The sequence below is a fragment of the Candidatus Diapherotrites archaeon genome, assembly GCA_040755695.1.
In the GTDB taxonomy this organism is placed as follows: Archaea; Iainarchaeota; Iainarchaeia; order Iainarchaeales; family 1-14-0-10-31-34; genus JBFMAK01.
In genome coordinates, this window is record JBFMAK010000002.1 from 238,977 (window position 1) to 254,382 (window position 15,406).

At 38.5% G+C, this 15,406-nt stretch carries 14 protein-coding genes and 1 other RNA gene; 6 read left to right on the top strand and 9 right to left on the bottom strand.

From position 1 onward, the window contains the following. The first annotated feature begins 9 nt into the window (after positions 1-9). Positions 10-297 (top strand): hypothetical protein, encoded by a 288-nt coding sequence (locus tag AB1467_04905; GenBank protein MEW6295602.1) that lies wholly within the window; start codon positions 10-12, stop codon positions 295-297. A gap of 1 nt (position 298) precedes the next feature. Here the strand turns inward: AB1467_04905 and lysS are convergent, their stop codons facing one another. The 3 genes from lysS to AB1467_04920 form a co-directional block, all read right to left on the bottom strand. After that, a complete protein-coding gene (gene lysS / locus AB1467_04910) occupies positions 299-1,780 on the bottom strand; it encodes a lysine--tRNA ligase (protein MEW6295603.1) in 1,482 nt (493 codons plus the stop codon). Between the two features lie 32 nt (positions 1,781-1,812). Beyond that, positions 1,813-2,556, bottom strand: a complete 744-nt coding sequence (locus AB1467_04915; GenBank protein MEW6295604.1) for an ATPase domain-containing protein — start codon at positions 2,554-2,556, stop codon at positions 1,813-1,815. A gap of 71 nt (positions 2,557-2,627) precedes the next feature. Then, on the bottom strand, positions 2,628-4,520 hold the full coding sequence (locus AB1467_04920) for a RelA/SpoT family protein (GenBank protein ID MEW6295605.1): 1,893 nt from the start codon (positions 4,518-4,520) through the stop codon (positions 2,628-2,630). Between the two features lie 65 nt (positions 4,521-4,585). On the opposite strand from AB1467_04920, the gene tpiA reads away from it, so the two are divergent. Together tpiA and AB1467_04930 are read left to right on the top strand one after the other, a co-directional pair. After that, positions 4,586-5,254 (top strand): triose-phosphate isomerase, encoded by a 669-nt coding sequence (gene tpiA / locus AB1467_04925; GenBank protein MEW6295606.1) that lies wholly within the window; start codon positions 4,586-4,588, stop codon positions 5,252-5,254. 26 nt (positions 5,255-5,280) lie between these two features. Next, positions 5,281-6,477, top strand: coding sequence for a bifunctional 3,4-dihydroxy-2-butanone-4-phosphate synthase/GTP cyclohydrolase II (locus tag AB1467_04930; protein MEW6295607.1), 1,197 nt, complete (start codon positions 5,281-5,283; stop codon positions 6,475-6,477). 16 nt (positions 6,478-6,493) lie between these two features. On the opposite strand, the gene AB1467_04935 is transcribed toward AB1467_04930, so the two are convergent. From AB1467_04935 to AB1467_04955, 5 genes are all read right to left on the bottom strand, one after another. Continuing rightward, a complete protein-coding gene (locus AB1467_04935; GenBank protein MEW6295608.1) occupies positions 6,494-6,886 on the bottom strand; it encodes a DUF296 domain-containing protein in 393 nt (130 codons plus the stop codon). A 142-nt stretch (positions 6,887-7,028) separates the two neighbouring features. Next, on the bottom strand, positions 7,029-7,382 hold the full coding sequence (locus AB1467_04940; GenBank protein MEW6295609.1) for a hypothetical protein: 354 nt from the start codon (positions 7,380-7,382) through the stop codon (positions 7,029-7,031). 134 nt (positions 7,383-7,516) lie between these two features. Next, an RNA gene (ffs, locus tag AB1467_04945) (signal recognition particle sRNA) lies at positions 7,517-7,791 on the bottom strand. Between the two features lie 23 nt (positions 7,792-7,814). Further along, positions 7,815-8,324, bottom strand: coding sequence for a hypothetical protein (locus tag AB1467_04950; protein ID MEW6295610.1), 510 nt, complete (start codon positions 8,322-8,324; stop codon positions 7,815-7,817). Beyond that, the gene (locus tag AB1467_04955; protein ID MEW6295611.1) at positions 8,321-9,532 is read right to left on the bottom strand and encodes a hypothetical protein; all 1,212 of its coding nucleotides are present in this window, start codon (positions 9,530-9,532) and stop codon (positions 8,321-8,323) included. Before AB1467_04955 ends, AB1467_04950 begins: the two co-directional genes overlap by 4 nt. Positions 9,533-9,670: 138 nt before the next feature. Between AB1467_04955 and AB1467_04960 the strand changes: the two genes are divergently transcribed. Genes AB1467_04960 through AB1467_04970 form a run of 3 tightly spaced genes read left to right on the top strand, consistent with a single transcriptional unit; the run spans position 9,671 to position 12,252 of the window. Then, the gene (locus AB1467_04960) at positions 9,671-10,315 is read left to right on the top strand and encodes a thioredoxin domain-containing protein (protein MEW6295612.1); all 645 of its coding nucleotides are present in this window, start codon (positions 9,671-9,673) and stop codon (positions 10,313-10,315) included. A 6-nt stretch (positions 10,316-10,321) separates the two neighbouring features. Further along, positions 10,322-11,425, top strand: coding sequence for a tRNA guanosine(34) transglycosylase Tgt (gene tgt, locus AB1467_04965; GenBank protein MEW6295613.1), 1,104 nt, complete (start codon positions 10,322-10,324; stop codon positions 11,423-11,425). Positions 11,426-11,466: 41 nt separating this feature from the next. Continuing rightward, positions 11,467-12,252, top strand: a complete 786-nt coding sequence (locus AB1467_04970) for a rhomboid family intramembrane serine protease (protein MEW6295614.1) — start codon at positions 11,467-11,469, stop codon at positions 12,250-12,252. On the opposite strand, the gene radA is transcribed toward AB1467_04970, so the two are convergent. Continuing rightward, a complete protein-coding gene (gene radA, locus AB1467_04975) occupies positions 12,218-15,397 on the bottom strand; it encodes a DNA repair and recombination protein RadA (protein ID MEW6295615.1) in 3,180 nt (1,059 codons plus the stop codon). The two genes, AB1467_04970 and radA, sit on opposite strands and share 35 nt — an antisense overlap. Positions 15,398-15,406 lie beyond the last annotated feature (9 nt).

The window sequence follows — 15,406 nt, forward strand, 5'->3', positions numbered from 1 at the left end:
TGATTTCAAGTGCCAATAAAGAAGAGATTAAGCTTGAAAACGATGGGAAAAGCAATAGCTGGGATACATGACAAAATCACTTGGAATTCAAAAACAGGAGAATTTACTAAAACAGGAAAAGGCTTTCCTTTTTTGCGTGGTAATATTACTAAAACAAAAGTTTGGGATAAAGAGGGAGTAAGAAAATTATTTGGAATAGAGAAGAAAGGAAATGTGCGAACTAATATTAAAAAAACAAAAGAATACGATAAATTTGGGAAATTGAAAAGAAAAACAAAAATAAAAGAGTATGATTAATTTATTTCTCTGGCCTCATGAAGGGGAATAAGATTACGTCCCTTATTGAGGCAGAATTTGTTAAGAGCATTGTTAAACGATCAATTCCAAGCCCTAAGCCTGAGACTGGGGGCATGCCGTACTCTAGTGCGCGCAGGAAATCCAAATCCATTCTCTCAGCCTCAAAGTCTCCTCCTTTAAAGAAGTCTTCTGCTTTCCTCCAGTACTCTTTCAGCTTTTCAGGATTGTTTTCTTCAGAATAAGAAAGACCTAATTCTATGCCGTCAACTATTGGCTCAAAGGCTTCAGCGAGCCTTTCATTGCCCCTCTTTGTTTTTGCAAGGCCAAAAACCTCTTTAGGATAATCATAAATAATTGTCGGCTGAACCAACTGAGGCTGGACTTTTTCCTCGAAGATTTTCATTGCAGTTTCTCCGATGCCCTCAAATTTTGCTGTTTCAATCCCGAGCGCTGAAGCTTTTTCTTTTGCTTCTTCCAGTGAATTGATTTTCTCCCAGTCAATTCCAGCATATTTTTTGACTGCTTCAGTGAAGGTAATTTTATTCCATGGGGCCTTCAATTCAATGCTTTTCCCTTCGTGCTCAATCCTCGTTTTGCCTAAAAGCTTTTTTGCAGTGAAAGAAATCATTTCCTCGCATACCCTCATGTTTTCGGTATAATCAGCGAAAGCCCACATTGTTTCCATTTGCAGGAATTCAGGGTTGTGGGTTCTGTCAATTCCTTCGTTCCTGAAGTCTTTAGAGAACTCAAATATTTTTTCATAGCCTCCAACAATAAGCCTTTTTAGGTAGAGTTCATTTGAAATCCTCATGTAAACCTTAATCTTTAATTCGTTCAGCAGTGACTCAAAAGGCCTTGCCCTTGCGCCGCCGTAGATTGGCTGGAGTATTGGGGTTTCAACTTCAGTGTATCCTTCCTTATTCAGAAATTCTCTTATTGATTGAACAATAAGGTTTCTTTTAATGAAGGTTTCTTTCACTTCCCTGTTCACGATAAGGTCGACATATCTCTGTCTGTACCTTAGCTCCTTGTCTTGGAGGCCATGCCATTTCTCTGGCAGAACCTCAATCGATTTTGTGAGCAGATTCAGTTTTTTTGCGAGTATTGTCAGCTCGCCTTTCTTTGTCTTGAATACTGTGCCTTCAATCCCAATTATGTCTCCTATATCCAGGTGCTTGAACAATTTCATTTCTTTTTCTGCTAGCACTCCTTCTCGAGCGCAGAACTGTATTTTTCCTTTTTCGTCTATAAGGTCTCCAAAAGCAAGTTTCCCAAAGCTTCTTAATGAAATAATTCTGCCTGCAATTTTGTAAGAGGGCTTCTTTAATTCTTTTCCCGCCTTTATTGAGCCGTGCTTTTCATGCACTTCCGAGGTAAAAGAGTTTTTCTCGTATTCATACTCATAGGGATTGAAGCCTAATTCAATTACTGCCTGAAGGTTTCTTTCCTTGCTTTTCCTTAAGTCGCTTATATTTTCCTGCATAAACAATATTATGGAAAAAAGAAATAAAAAGCTCAGCCTTCCTTGTACACTTCTTCCAATGGGTGGACCTTAATTCCTTTGGCTGTAATGGTTAAAGGATGCAAGTCCTCTGAATGCTTTGTGGCCCTAAGTTTTCTTATGTGCAATGTCCTGTTTGTGCCGCCCCCGCCAATTCCAGAATAATGCAATACTATTACTCCGTCCACAACGTATTCTTCTACCTCGTACCTGCCAAAGCGGTTTGCTCCTTCCTGCACTTCTGAAGTGAGCAGTGAGGTTACACCTATTCTCATCAGCATGTAACTTAATTTGAGTATTGCTTTTCTTACTTCGTTCTCGTCATTGAAATTGAATCCCAAAGCAGGAATGGAGTCTATTACAACCCTTTTTGCTCCAATCCTTTTTGTCACCCTCATTATCTCCAAAAGCAGTTTGTCCAAGTCAAAGCCTGTCATTGGAAGGCTGAATTCCTCTTCTGAGGGCATGCCTATCCTTGCAACGCTGCCGTCAATTATGTGAACTAAATTTTTTTCTTCTAACTTCCTTAAGTCCCAGCCGAACTGCATTACATCTTCCCTGATCAAATTAGGCCTTTCATCCATAGTAACGTAAATTCCAGGCTCATTATATTTTGCTGCGCCCTCGTGAATGAACTGCATGCAGAAAATTGTTTTTCCTGTGCCGCAGGCTCCAGTGACAAGAATTGTCCTCCCTTCAGGGAAGCCTCCGCCAATCAATTCATCTAGTCCTATTACCCCAGATTTGATCCTGTTCATTTTTTTCACTCTCTTGTTTTAATTTCAATGATAATATTATGCTCTTACATAATATAAATTTTGCTCTTTTTTCAGCTCCTTTTTATTTTTTTTACCCCTTTTATAGAGTAAATTTTTTGAATTAATTTCTCTGCATCTTTTGAATTCCTGAATATTATTTGAAAAGAGCATTCGATTTCATTGTTTGGCTCAGTGCTTGTGCTTGTTGAAATAATCTTTAACCCAAATTTTTTTATTGCATTCAATAAGTCAATCAAGAGGTCTGGCCTGTCAACTGCCCTTATCTTTATTTCTGACTGGCATTCCTTTTCTGGAACATAATTCCAGTCAATTTTTATTTCATTCATTTTTTTTCTTAATCCGGCAACGTTAATGCAGTCTTTCTTATGCACGCTGATCTTTCTCTTTGTTGTCTGAAATGCGATTATCTCATTCCCAGGCAATGGATTACAGCACTTGCTTATCCTTATTGCCTCAACCATTTTTTTGGGCAATTTTAATTCCTTTTTCTTTCTTTCAGCCAAAGGCTCAAGCTTGAGCAACTGCATTATCTTGCTTTTGGCTTTTTGTGTAACGCTGTAATTAAGCCAGTTCCTTTTTGCAGTAGGCTTCTTTGAGGCAATCACTTCCACAGTGTCCCCGTCCTGCAGCGTGTAATTCAATGGAACAATTTTTTGGTTTACTTTTGCCCTCACAATCCTTTCCCCTAAACCTGAATGTATGGCGAAAGCAAAATCTATTGGGGTTGAATTCTTCGGGAGCTCCACAACCTCTGATTTTGGGGTTAAAACAAAAACCTTGTCTGCCTCAAAGCCTAGCCTCATTGAATCCATTAATTCTTTTGCCCTGCCGCTAGAGTGCAGCCATTCCATCAACTGTCTTCCCCATACAAGCTTTCTATCGAAGTCCTTGTCTTTTGCTTCTTCCTTGTAAATCCAGTGGGATGGAGTGCCTTGTTCTGCCATTGAATGCATTTCCCTTGTCCTTATCTGAACCTCAAAGACTTGCCCTCCATTATTTTTTACTATTGAATGGATTGACTGGTAGCCATTAGGCTTTGGCTTTGCAATATAGTCATCAAAACTGTCAGGCAAAGGCTCAAAGGTTGAGTGAATTAATCCTAAGACGATATAGCAGTCTTTTATTGAATTGCAGATGATTCTTACTGCAAGCAGGTCATAGATTTCATCAAAGCTTTTTCCTTTTTTTGACATTTTCTGGTAGATGCTGTAAAAGCTTTTCACTCTGCCAATAATTGAAGCCCTAATCCTTTGTTTTCTTAATTGTTCCTCTATTTCTTTTATTATGTTTTTCAGTTTCCTTTCTCTTGCAGGCCTTTTTTCCTTCACTAATTCTTTTATTTTATTGTAATTTTTTTTGTCCAATCCCTTAAAGCTTAAGTCTTCCAACTCCCATTTAATGTCAGTGAGCCCTAACTTATGGCAGATTGGAACATAAATGTTCTGGGTTTCTTTTGCTGCGTCTTCTCTTTCTTTTTCTTCCAGGTATTCAATTGAGCGCAGGCTATCAAGCCTGTCAGCAATCTTTATTATAAGCACCCTGATGTCTTTTGCTGTTGCAAGCACTAACTTGCTTAAGGTATTGTAATCAATTTTGTTTTTGTTTTTGTCAATAAGGGAATTGATTTTTGTGAATCCCTCAATAAGCTCTTCCAGCCCTGAACCGAATTCTCTTTGGAGTTCAGTTTGGTTCATTTTTCCTTTATAGATTACATTATGAAGGAGGGCAGCAGCAACTGATTCTTCGTATAATCCTAATTCAGAGACAATAAAAGCAGTGTTAAGCAAATGCTGCGAGAAATCCTGCCCTGCAAGATTCTTTTCTCCAGCATAAAGCCTTTCAGCAAAACCGTGGGCCTTCCTTATTATGGAGGCATCTGCCTTTGGCTTTAATTCAATTGTCTTGGAAATAATGTCATCAATAGAATACTGTTTGACTTCCACTTAACCCCTAATAAACTATTAATTGCAAATGATTTTAAGGCTTTTTACATTTAAAATTAAATCAAATGAAACAACCAATTCTTTTCATAAACTTCAAAACCTACCGAGAGGGCACTGGAAGCAAGGCATTAAAGCTTGCGGGGATTGCAGAAACCCAATCAAAAAAATTCAATAAAACAATTGTACTTGTCGCACAGACAGCAGACATAAGGATGATTGCCTCAAAAGTCTCCCTGCCAGCATTTTCACAGCACACTGACCTAATCTCTTTTGGCGCCAGCACAGGATTCATTCTCCCCGAAGCAGTAAGAGAGGCAGGAGCAATTGGAACAGTATTGAATCACGCAGAACACAAGCTTTCGGACAAAGAGCTCAAGAAATGCATTGATAGAGCAAAAGAATCAGGGTTAATTGTAATGGCTTGCGCTGAAAGCATTTCAAGAGCAGAAAAGATTGCTTCAATGAATCCGGATTTAATTGCAATCGAGCCCCCCAAACTCATTGGGGGGAAGGTCTCTGTCTCCACAGCAAAGCCTTCTCTGATCACCAATTCAATTAAAGCTATTCATAAAATAAAAAAGATTCCAGTGATTGCAGGCGCAGGCATAAAGAAAAAAGAAGATGTAGAAAAAGCAATAGAATTGGGCTGCAAGGGCGTTTTTGTCTCTTCAGGCATAGTGAAAGCACCAAACCAGAAGACTGCAATAAAAGAAATGCTTGAAGGAATGCAGTAAAACACAAATTTTTAAGGTTTTTTTAAATGTACCAATTCAATTCAATTAAAGAAATTATTGGAGACTTGAAAAAAGGCAAAATGATAATACTTGTTGACGATAAAGACAGAGAAAATGAAGGAGACCTAATTTTTGCGTCCCAGCACAGTAACCCAGAAAAAATAAATTTCCTTGCAAGGCACTGCAGAGGCTTAATCTGCACCCCAATTACAAAAGAGAAGGCTGAAAAACTCAAACTAAAAAAAATGACCAAAGAAAGTACAAACAGGTTTGGAAGCAATTTCACTGTATCTGTTGATGCAAGAAAAGGCATTACCACAGGCATAAGTGCCTTTGACAGGAATAAGACAATAAAAGTTTTATGCAATTCAAGCAACCCAAAAGAATTGGTTGAACCCGGCCACATTTTCCCCTTGATTGCAGTTGAAGGGGGCACCCTCCAGAGGGCAGGCCATACAGAAGCAGCAATTGATTTAATGAGAGCAGCCGGCCTAAAGCCCTGTGCTGTAATCTGCGAGATAATGAAAGAAAACGGAGAGATGGCCAGAGTTCCAGAACTAATGGAATTCAAGGAAAAATTCGGCTTAAAAATAGGCACAATAAAAGACTTGATTGAATACAGAATGAGTTTCGAGAGCCTTGTAGAAAAAATAACTGAAGCCTTACTTCCAACAAAATTTGGTGAATTCAAGATAATTGCCTTCAAAGACAAAATTTATGGCGAGGAATATATTGCATTAATCAAAGGCAAAGTAAAGGGGAAAAAGAATGTTTTGGTGAGAGCCCACAGCGGCTGCATTACTGGTGAAACATTCCATTCACTCAGATGCGACTGCGGCTTCCAATTAGACAATGCAATGAAAATGATTCAAAGAGAAGGTCTTGGTGTAATACTTTACATAGAGCACCACGAAGGCAGGGGAATTGGATTGCTCAACAAACTGAATGCTTACGCCCTGCAAGACAAAGGCCTTGACACAGTGGAAGCAAACAAAAAACTAGGATTCAAAGCAGACTTAAGAGAATACGGCTTTGGAGCTCAAGTGCTCTCAAAATTAGGTTTAAGTTCAATAAGGCTTATCACCAACAACCCCCAAAAAATAATTGGCTTGGAAGGATACGGCCTTAAAGTAACACAAATAATTCCCTTGCGATCAAAACCAACAAAATACAACAGGAAATACCTTAAAACAAAAAAAGAAAAACTAGGCCACAAACTATAAACATTTTTTATGAAATTCACTCGAATTTAATGAATTCAACTTTCAGGGAGAAGTTTTCTTTTGCTGTTCCCTCTACCAGAGTGCCCTGCCATAACTGGTTTCCTATCAAAACAGAAACATGAAGGTCTCCAATGCATACCTCTGGACCCAAAGAGAATTTGCCTGAAGCCTTGCTTACAGGAATGCCCTTAAGATTTTTTGCTTTATATGAATTCTTCCAGAAACAGTTCATGAAACCCTCCTTTATTATTCCATTGCACTCAATTACCTTGCACTGGTGAATCTTGTTTTCAAGGAGAGCCTGCTTTAAGGAAGAAAGAATGTCTTCTCCCTCGCTCAAGACAATAGTAAGGTGCTGTATTGAGCTCTTTTCTCTGAAGAATTGCGATTGAAGCTGTTCCCCCATCATAAAGGAAGCCTTAGTGCAATTAATATAACAAAAAATAATTTAAAATGATGTCAGAAAAATAAAAAAAAGAAATAGAAAAATAAAAAATTAAATTAAAATTATTTCAAAGTAAGCTTTGAAAAATTTCAAGCAAAGCTTGAAATTACTTCACTGAAGCAATTTTCTTTATTGCAAGCAATGAAACAATTACTGCTGCTGGAGCCACGAAAACGCCGATGTATGAAAGTATCTGTGCTATTATTATGCCAATCTTAGGGATGTACTGCCAGCCGATAGCGCTTGTAGCCATCAAAGCAATTGTTGCCACAAGGAATGTGACTGTCTCTTTCTCTGTAATGTTAAGCAGGCCAACTATTATTCCCAGAATGACAAGCACTATGACAATCCAGTAGCCTATATCTGCGCCGAACGGAAAAAAGTAGCCACCTATCCCTGCCAGAACTGCAATTATTACTCCTAAAATGAATGCATAGCTTCCTATCTCTTGCAAATCCATTAGCTTTTCCCCCCTTTAATTTTAATCTAAAAATAACAAAAAACATTAAGTAGTAAGAGCAAACTGAATTTAATGTTTTGCCTTTTCCTTTCACCAATCAACGAACTTTCCTGTTTAATTCAGGCTTAAAAAAAGTGTGGGCTGCCTGGAATCGAATCGGCTGATAGCTTTAAAGCTTTCTTGCTTTTTTCTTGCTTCCGTTAACCCAAAAGCATTAAATTATAAAGCCACCGTTGCTTTCTTCCAAACCTGGCGGGTTCACTCCATACTTTAATCTCATGGGGCAGAAGGTCATGGATTAAAACAAGGGCTTAAAGCTTGAGCGCAATCCTCAGCCAAGCTTTTAGATCCCTGCATGAAGCGGATTTCAGGCTACAGAGGACCGCTGACCCTCCAATCTAGCCCACAAAAAATTATTGAATGAAAGGCTTTTTATTTATTAGCTGAAAGTGCTCCAGGGCACGCCCCTACATTGCAGTCGCAGTTGCCGTCACAGGCAGCAAAATTATTGTCTTCACTGCATCCAATTTCTTGTTCACTGCAATAGCAACTGTTTATGTCACAATGAATGCTCCCGCATTTTGGTTGGTCTGCAAAAATGCAGTTCTCAGGGTTTTTGGGGTCGCAAGTGCCAAGGACAGCAAGGTTATACAACCCGTACAAAGAATAAGCAAGGCTTGCAAACATTATTATAACAAAAATCCAGGAAATTACAGAGAAGTTCTTGTACACAAATCTTCCCAAGGCTTTATTCCTTTTTGCAAGGCCGCCTGAAATCTTCATCTGCATTTTTTTGTCGAAAGAGGTGTTGCATTTCCTTAAGGTTGCCATGCGGAAAACGCAATTGAATGATTCTTTTGCGTAGCCTCTGTATTTTGCCAAAAATAACCCTAAGAATCCAAATATGACCATGGCAATAATGCAGAATACCATAAAAATCATTTAAGACTAACAAATTTAACGCTTAATGAGTTCACATCCCTAAAAACATAAAATCCGTCTGCCTCAATTGAGCCCACAGTATCCCACACGCCATTCAATGAATCATAATACTTCGCTTCAGGCGACAGAATCATTGTTGGAATTTCCTTGATTTTATATTTTGCAATCAATTCCTTTCCCTGCGTTGAATTCACGTCAATAAATGTCTCTTTGGAAACCTTGACCAGAAGCCTTTCCAGTATTGGCCCGTGAACTTCTTTAGGGCTGTAGCAATCAGTGCATTTTTCGTCGACAAGGTAAGTCACCTCAACAAGGCCTTCCACTGAATTGGAATTCAGGTCATAGTAAGGCGGGAAAATCTTGTCCAAAACATAGAAACCATTTCCGTCAACAAAGCCCACATTGCTCCAGTTCTGGATTAAAGAGGAATATTCCTTGAGTTCAGGCGAGAGAATCATTACAGGCAGGGTCTTAAAAGAATAATTTGATGTGAGAGAGAGGCCTTCACTTGAATTAGAATCAACAAAGTTAACATTCCTGAAATACACCCCACTGCTTTTCAATAATTCTATGAATGTTGCATTCATGTCAAAGCATTCAGTGCAGGATTCCTTTCTCAATATTGTTGCGTCGACAATTCCTTTCACTTTTAAGTCCTTTAAGTCAAAGTATGGGATGCCCGCATTCCTTACAACAAAGCTTCCATTAACTTTTTCTCCGTAATCCTGAAGCAGTGAAACAATGTTTGCGTCATCTATGCCGCCTGAAATTATTACCGTTGGAACTCTCGTTATATTGAAGTCTTTCACCAATTGCTCTCCTTTAGTGGAATCGAATTCAAACAAGGTATCTTTTGTAACATTAACATCCAGCTGCTTTAAAGCATTCACAAAAGAGTCAAGCTTCGGGCATTCAGCGCAAGAGGAAGCAGCCAGCTGTATTACCTCAATTTCAGGCTTTTCTTGTATTACATTATTCTGGTTGCCCGGCTCAAGCACAGGAGGATTGTTAGGAATACTTCCAATAGAATTAATTGCATTATTCACTTGTATAAGCATGTAAGCCCCAACAATAAGGAGGACAGCAGAAAAAATTATTGCAGCAATAAGAATGCCTTTGGTTTGAGCACCTTCCTTTTCCTCTTTTTTGCCTGCTTCCTCTTTAGGCTTTTCCTGCTCAAATCCCCTTTTATGCCTTTTTTTAGACATCAAAAAAACCTTTTCAAGGAATACAAAAAGACTCCAATTACCTATATTTCCCACTGAAAAAATATATAAAGGGAAAGGTAAAACCAAGGCATAAAGATAGGGAAAGAATAAAAATCTTCCTGGGAAAAAAATAGTTAAATGACTAAATTAAAAGAAAAGAAAAAGGAAATAAAAAGGGAGAAAGGACAAACAAAAATTCCCTGGAGCATAATTGGCGGGATAATTATAGTAATAATAATTGCGCTGGTTGCCTACCTTGCCTTTTTCAATAAGCCTGCCTACGAAGACAAGCATCCTGCAAGGCCTTATTACGGCAACCCCAATGCAAAGGTTTTAGTTGAAGAATTCTCTGACTTTCAGTGCCCTGCCTGCGGTCAAGCATTCATTCTAAACAGCCCGGTAATAGAGGAATTCAAGGACAAAATAAAATTCGAGTACAAGCACTTTCCATTGAATTCACTGCACCCTAATGCATTCCCCGCAGCAGTAGCCTCAGAGTGCGCCTTAGACCAAAACAAGTTCTGGGAAATGTACGAACTCTTATTCAAAAACCAGCAGAACCTAAGCAAGGAAAATCTGCTGAACTTTGCAAGCCAACTGAAATTAAACGAGGAATCGTTCAAGGCATGCATTGAAAGCGGGGTAAAAGACAAATATGTTAATGCAGATAAAGCTGAAGGCGAAAAGAGGAGCGTGCAAGGCACACCAACATATTTCGTGAACGGAAAGAAGCTTGACAACTGGACTCAATTGAAAAGCGAAATAGAAAATGTATTGCAATAAATTTTTATGCTTAAAATTATTTTTGAGGACCCTAAAACCAAAGCCCGTTATTCCGAACTAAAAACTGCCCACGGAAAAATTGAACTGCCTTCCTTCATGCCTGTTGAAACCAAAGGCACAGCAAAGTACGTAAGCCAAAAAGAACTCCTTGAATTTGGGGCAAACGCAATAATATGCAATTCCTTCCTTTTATACCTCAAACCCGGATTAAGCACAATAAAAAAATTTGGTGGGCTCCACGAATTCATTAAATGGCCTAAAAGCATTTTCACTGATTCCGGAGGCTTCCAGATAATAGAAAAAGAGTTCCAGCCAAAGCCAAAAGAGAAAGGAGTAGAATTCAAAAGCCCTTTTGACGGAAGCAGGCGCTTCATCACTCCAGAAAAAGCAATCCAAATACAAGAAGAATTGAATTCAGATGCAGCAATGTGCCTTGATGACGTGCCATTGCACGATGCCCCTCTCGCAAGGCTCAAGGAATCAGCTGAAAGGACAACAGAATGGGCAAAGAGATGCAAGGCAGAACACAAAAACAAAAAGCAATTACTGTTAGGCATAAGCCAGGGCGGCAGGAACAAAAAACTCAGGCAGAAAAGCCTGCAGGAAATAATTGAATTAGATTTTGACGGCATAGCTTTGGGGGGGTTATGCATTGGAGAGCCAAAAAATGAAATGCTTGAAACAATAAAGTTCTCTATCCCCTTAATTCCAAAAGAAAAGCCTGTTTATCTAATGGGTGTCGGAAGCCCTAAAGAATTAATTGAATGCATTTCTTTGGGCATAGACCTCTTTGACTCCTGCTTTCCAACGCGAATGGCAAGGCACGGGACAATCTTTACCTCAAAAGGAAAAATTGACATAAAAAAGAAGGAGCACTCCCTGCAAAAAAAGCCCTTGGATGAAGAATGCGAATGCTTTGTGTGCAGAGAGTATAGCACTTCCTTCATTCACCACCTTTTCAGGGTTGGAGAGCAGAATGCAATGCGCTATGCCTCCCACCATAACCTCTTCTTCGTGCAAAACCTAATGAAAAATGCAAGGACTGCAATAATGGAAGGAGAATTCAAAAAATTCGCTTCAGAAACACTCAAAAAATTCAGGGAAACATAAATTTATTAACTCTAAAACCCCTAATTGTAATTGACTCAAAAATGAAAAAACAGAAATTAAAAATAAAGTTCATTGCTTCATCATTCCTTGCATTGCTTCTATTCGTTTTGTTCTTTTATTTCTCTAAAGGAAAATACTTTATTCCAATGCAGGACTTGTTTGCCCTTTCATTCAACTTTGAGCAGCCACTAAATATTTTATCCTACATGTTCATTCATATTGGCTTATTTCACTTGTTCGTGAACATTTTTTCTCTTGCGCTATTCGCTTTAATCTTGGAGCAGGTGACAGGCTCAAAGCACTTGATTGCATTATTCTTTTTTTCAGGATTCCTTGGGGCAATACTTTTTGCCCTTTATGCGCCTGACACAGGATTAATGGGCGCAAGCATTGGCATAAGCGGCCTGCTTACCTCTTCCCTTCTCCTCAAGCCAAAGCATACAATAATAGGAATAATAATTATTGCAGTAATGCTCCTGCTTGCATTAATTCCTTTCTCTCAGAACCTTCTCTCCGCAGAGAAAAAAGTAATAGTGCAGAAAGAAGAGCAGATTTCAGTTGACCTCAATAAGGCAGTAGAAAAAAAGGATACAAACAAGGCCGTTGATTTGAACAGGCAATTACAAAAGGTGGTAATTGAAAAAAAGCAATTTGAGCAAGGCGAACAATTCCAGATAGAAACAAAAACCAATCCATTAAGCCATGCCTTCGGCGCAATAGCAGGCATAATTTACTTGTATGCATTCCAAAGAAAAAAACTAAAAGAAAAAATAAAAGAAATAGTTTTATGGATTAGACGTCCTCAATTCCATTCTCTGTTACCCTAAATAATGCTTCCCCGTCAGGCAGTGAAGGGGAATCAACCAATTTTGCAACCCTCTTGTCTTCCTTGCTTTTCCTGAGGTAAATCCTTGTCTTTGAATTGTGCGAAACTATTTCTCCGCCAATTGGCGTTGTAGGATCGCCAAACAATATTCCAGGGTTCTGCATTACCTGGTTTGTTACAAGGACTGCAATATTATTCATTTCAGCCATTCTCATTAAGGTGTGCATGTGCTTGTTCAATTTCTGCTGCCTGTCAGAAAGCTGTCCTCTCCCAATGAATTCAGCCCTGAACTGAGAGGTGAGTGAATCCACAATTATGAGCTTGATATTTTTTTCTTTTAGTAAGTCTGGGGCCTTTTCAGCCAAAAGCATTTGATGATCTGAATTAAAGGCTCTTGCAACATAAATGTTCTTCAGAACTTTTTCTGAATCCAACTTCAAGTGCTTTGCAATAGCAATGATCCTCTCAGGGCGAAAACTGTTATGCAAGAAAATACCCCCTTTACCAGCAACGAAATTTTGGATTTCCCTATTGTTAGGCATTACTTCAATATCGTATGTTTGTTCAAATCCGACTCTTTTAATGTCTTTGACTTCATCAAACCAAACATTTCCGCTCATTAAAGAAAAGAGGCAGTCAAATTCGTTTGTCTTCTTCAATCGTTTTATAGCATTTATTACTCTTCTAAGTTTTTGTCTTGTTATTTTATTAGTTCTACCACTTTCTAACTCCCAAAGCAGGGTTTCTTGTTTGAGCCCTGCCTCTTCGCATACTGCCTTCATTGTTAAACCCAAATTCTCTCTAACCCTCTTTATCGTGCTACCGATGGCATTGTTGTTGTTTGGGATATGGTTCAAAAAAGCTTCTTTGTCAATATTCTTTGACCAGCCAACATTAAAGGAAATATGGTCTTTTCCTTTATACTGCCGTGTAATTGTGTAGTTTCTTGAAGGGATGCCCATACTTGTAGTTGCATATAAGACGCTGTTAGCAAGGTCTTCGCTAACTGTTTCACAATCGATATGTCCAATCTTGTTTGTCGAACCATCACATTTAACGTATACCCCCAAAAAATCCTTTTTTAATGCTTCCGGGAAGTTTAATACAAACCCAGGAATATTTTTTTTGTAAGCATTTTCACCACATTTGAGGGCAAATAACAAGTACATTAATGTTTTTGATGTAATCGCATACTCTGGAACTGTTTTTGACAATCGCAACTTTAGTTTATGTTCATTACAAAATGCATTCAGGTATTTTTTGATTTCATTGCTTGTTGTTGCAATTCTTACTGCATTATTTATTTGAGTTATACAACCTTCTGCAATATATGCTGCTAAGAACCTTAAAACAGTTTTATCCACTTTGAGGTCAAGAGGAAGCGTGTTACGCCTGCTCCATCCACCAATGCGAAGCATATCTCTTTTAATGTCTATGCCGTGTTTTATTTTGTTGAATATTTTCAGCGGTAACAGTTCTCTTTTTTTCCAGTTGTCAACTTCCGCTCTTCTGAAACCGCTTTCTTCAGCAATTCCCCTTAAAGGTTTGGATACTTTTTTAATCGCTTCTTTTATTCCCCTCCCCCTCACATAAAATTTTTCACTTGTAAAATCCCCTAACAATTCGTCTAAGTGTAGCTCAAATGAGCTACCAGTTTGCGGCAGTTTCGAAGGCACTGCGACAAAAGAACCATTTGAAAGCTCGCTTGTCTTAATTTCCTTAAGTCCACCCAAAGGATTTAAACCAAAAAAGTTATGGTCTTTTGTTACTTTAACCTTTCTGCCGCTCTTTAGCAGAACTTCAAAAATTTCTTGTGGAGCATGCTTAATAAAACCAGTTATCTTGAACAACTGTGTTTTATAATTGTGCGGATCAAAACTCACAACCTCCACATTATCTGGGTTATCAGAGGTTGAAACAGTAGTGCCAAAGTAGTATAGTCCATTGCTTTTATTTAGATGCTCTTCGACAAGGTCACCAATTTTTACAAATTGGTACGAATCCCTAAAAATAAGAACTTTTTCATCATAGGGTAAACTGTTCTCTGAGTCAATCCATAAACAATTACCATTCAATCCCCCTTTCTCTTTAGGTAGTTGAACCGTAACGGCTGTCTGAAAGCACACTTGAGTATTATGCAAAAAGACTGGCTTGTTTCCTCCAATAAAACTGTGTGTTTCTGGCACAATTAAATCGTAAACCCAATCGTTGTATTCAATTTTTTTTACGCTAATTATTTTTTCCCATTTGATTTTGTTTTTGCTTAATTTAACTATCCTACTCAACTTTTTCTTTCTGTTAAAATCAATTTTGGAAGGACTTCCAATAAAATCCCCTTCTTTCAACAATCCGGTTGACTTCCATTGAATGCCGGTCTCGTTCAGCGTAAGTAAGGGGTGCTGTTCTGTCAGCCTGACTTCTATCCCGTGTTCAGTTTTGAATTCAAGCAATTCTTTTGAAAACTGCCTATACAAATGCGAGGCATTTGTTTGAATAATATTTCCATTTTTATCAATACCTATTACTTTGATTGGCTTCTTTAAATCCGCAATAAATCCTTCTTCAATTTTTTTTTCATTTATTGCATATTCATTGTAAACTTCTTCTATTGTTTTCAAATGAGAAATATCCGGATTAAAGTAAAACAAATTAGTGTCCTTTGAAACACACTTAGCGCTTGCATATTTTCCGTACACTTCAGTTATGCTTCCAGTTTCAATTCCGCCGCCTATAAGAGAGTCAACCTCTTTTGAGCTAGTAGTAATTTTTCCAATTAATTTCCTTCTCTCTGCAAGCTTGTCTGCTGTCTCATAGCCCATTTCAAGGCTCTCGCGCGCAGCATTGATTGCCTTCTGTGCAGTAATTTCACCCAATCCTGCTACCTCCATTAATTCTGCAGGCGAAGCAACAGCAATTGACTCTAGGCTCCTGTAGCCTGCGCCCATCAATTTTTCTGCGCTCTGCTGGCCTATTCCGGGCAAATCAGAAATAGTCTTAGGCTTCTTTTCTTTATCTTTGGGTTCCTTTGATTCTTTCTCTTTATCGCTTTTATCGCTCATATAAACTCCTCCAATGCGCCAGACTTTTTCGTGCGAGTGCCTGAGCTGGCAGAAGCACTTTAGCCTGCGCTCAATAAATAGAATCATTCAATTGAT

Excerpts from the sequence above, each read along its gene's own strand:
- AB1467_04935 (MEW6295608.1), bottom strand. The coding sequence starts at position 6,886 with ATGATGGGGGAACAGCTTCAATCGCAATTCTTCAGAGAAAAGAGCTCA.
- AB1467_04950 (MEW6295610.1), bottom strand. The coding sequence starts at position 8,324 with ATGATTTTTATGGTATTCTGCATTATTGCCATGGTCATATTTGGATTC.
- AB1467_04970 (MEW6295614.1), top strand. The coding sequence starts at position 11,467 with ATGAAAAAACAGAAATTAAAAATAAAGTTCATTGCTTCATCATTCCTT.
- AB1467_04955 (MEW6295611.1), bottom strand. The coding sequence starts at position 9,532 with ATGTCTAAAAAAAGGCATAAAAGGGGATTTGAGCAGGAAAAGCCTAAA.
- radA (MEW6295615.1), bottom strand. The coding sequence starts at position 15,397 with ATGATTCTATTTATTGAGCGCAGGCTAAAGTGCTTCTGCCAGCTCAGG.
- AB1467_04940 (MEW6295609.1), bottom strand. The coding sequence starts at position 7,382 with ATGGATTTGCAAGAGATAGGAAGCTATGCATTCATTTTAGGAGTAATA.
- AB1467_04930 (MEW6295607.1), top strand. The coding sequence starts at position 5,281 with ATGTACCAATTCAATTCAATTAAAGAAATTATTGGAGACTTGAAAAAA.
- AB1467_04915 (MEW6295604.1), bottom strand. The coding sequence starts at position 2,556 with ATGAACAGGATCAAATCTGGGGTAATAGGACTAGATGAATTGATTGGC.
- lysS (MEW6295603.1), bottom strand. The coding sequence starts at position 1,780 with ATGCAGGAAAATATAAGCGACTTAAGGAAAAGCAAGGAAAGAAACCTT.
- AB1467_04960 (MEW6295612.1), top strand. The coding sequence starts at position 9,671 with ATGACTAAATTAAAAGAAAAGAAAAAGGAAATAAAAAGGGAGAAAGGA.
- tgt (MEW6295613.1), top strand. The coding sequence starts at position 10,322 with ATGCTTAAAATTATTTTTGAGGACCCTAAAACCAAAGCCCGTTATTCC.
- tpiA (MEW6295606.1), top strand. The coding sequence starts at position 4,586 with ATGAAACAACCAATTCTTTTCATAAACTTCAAAACCTACCGAGAGGGC.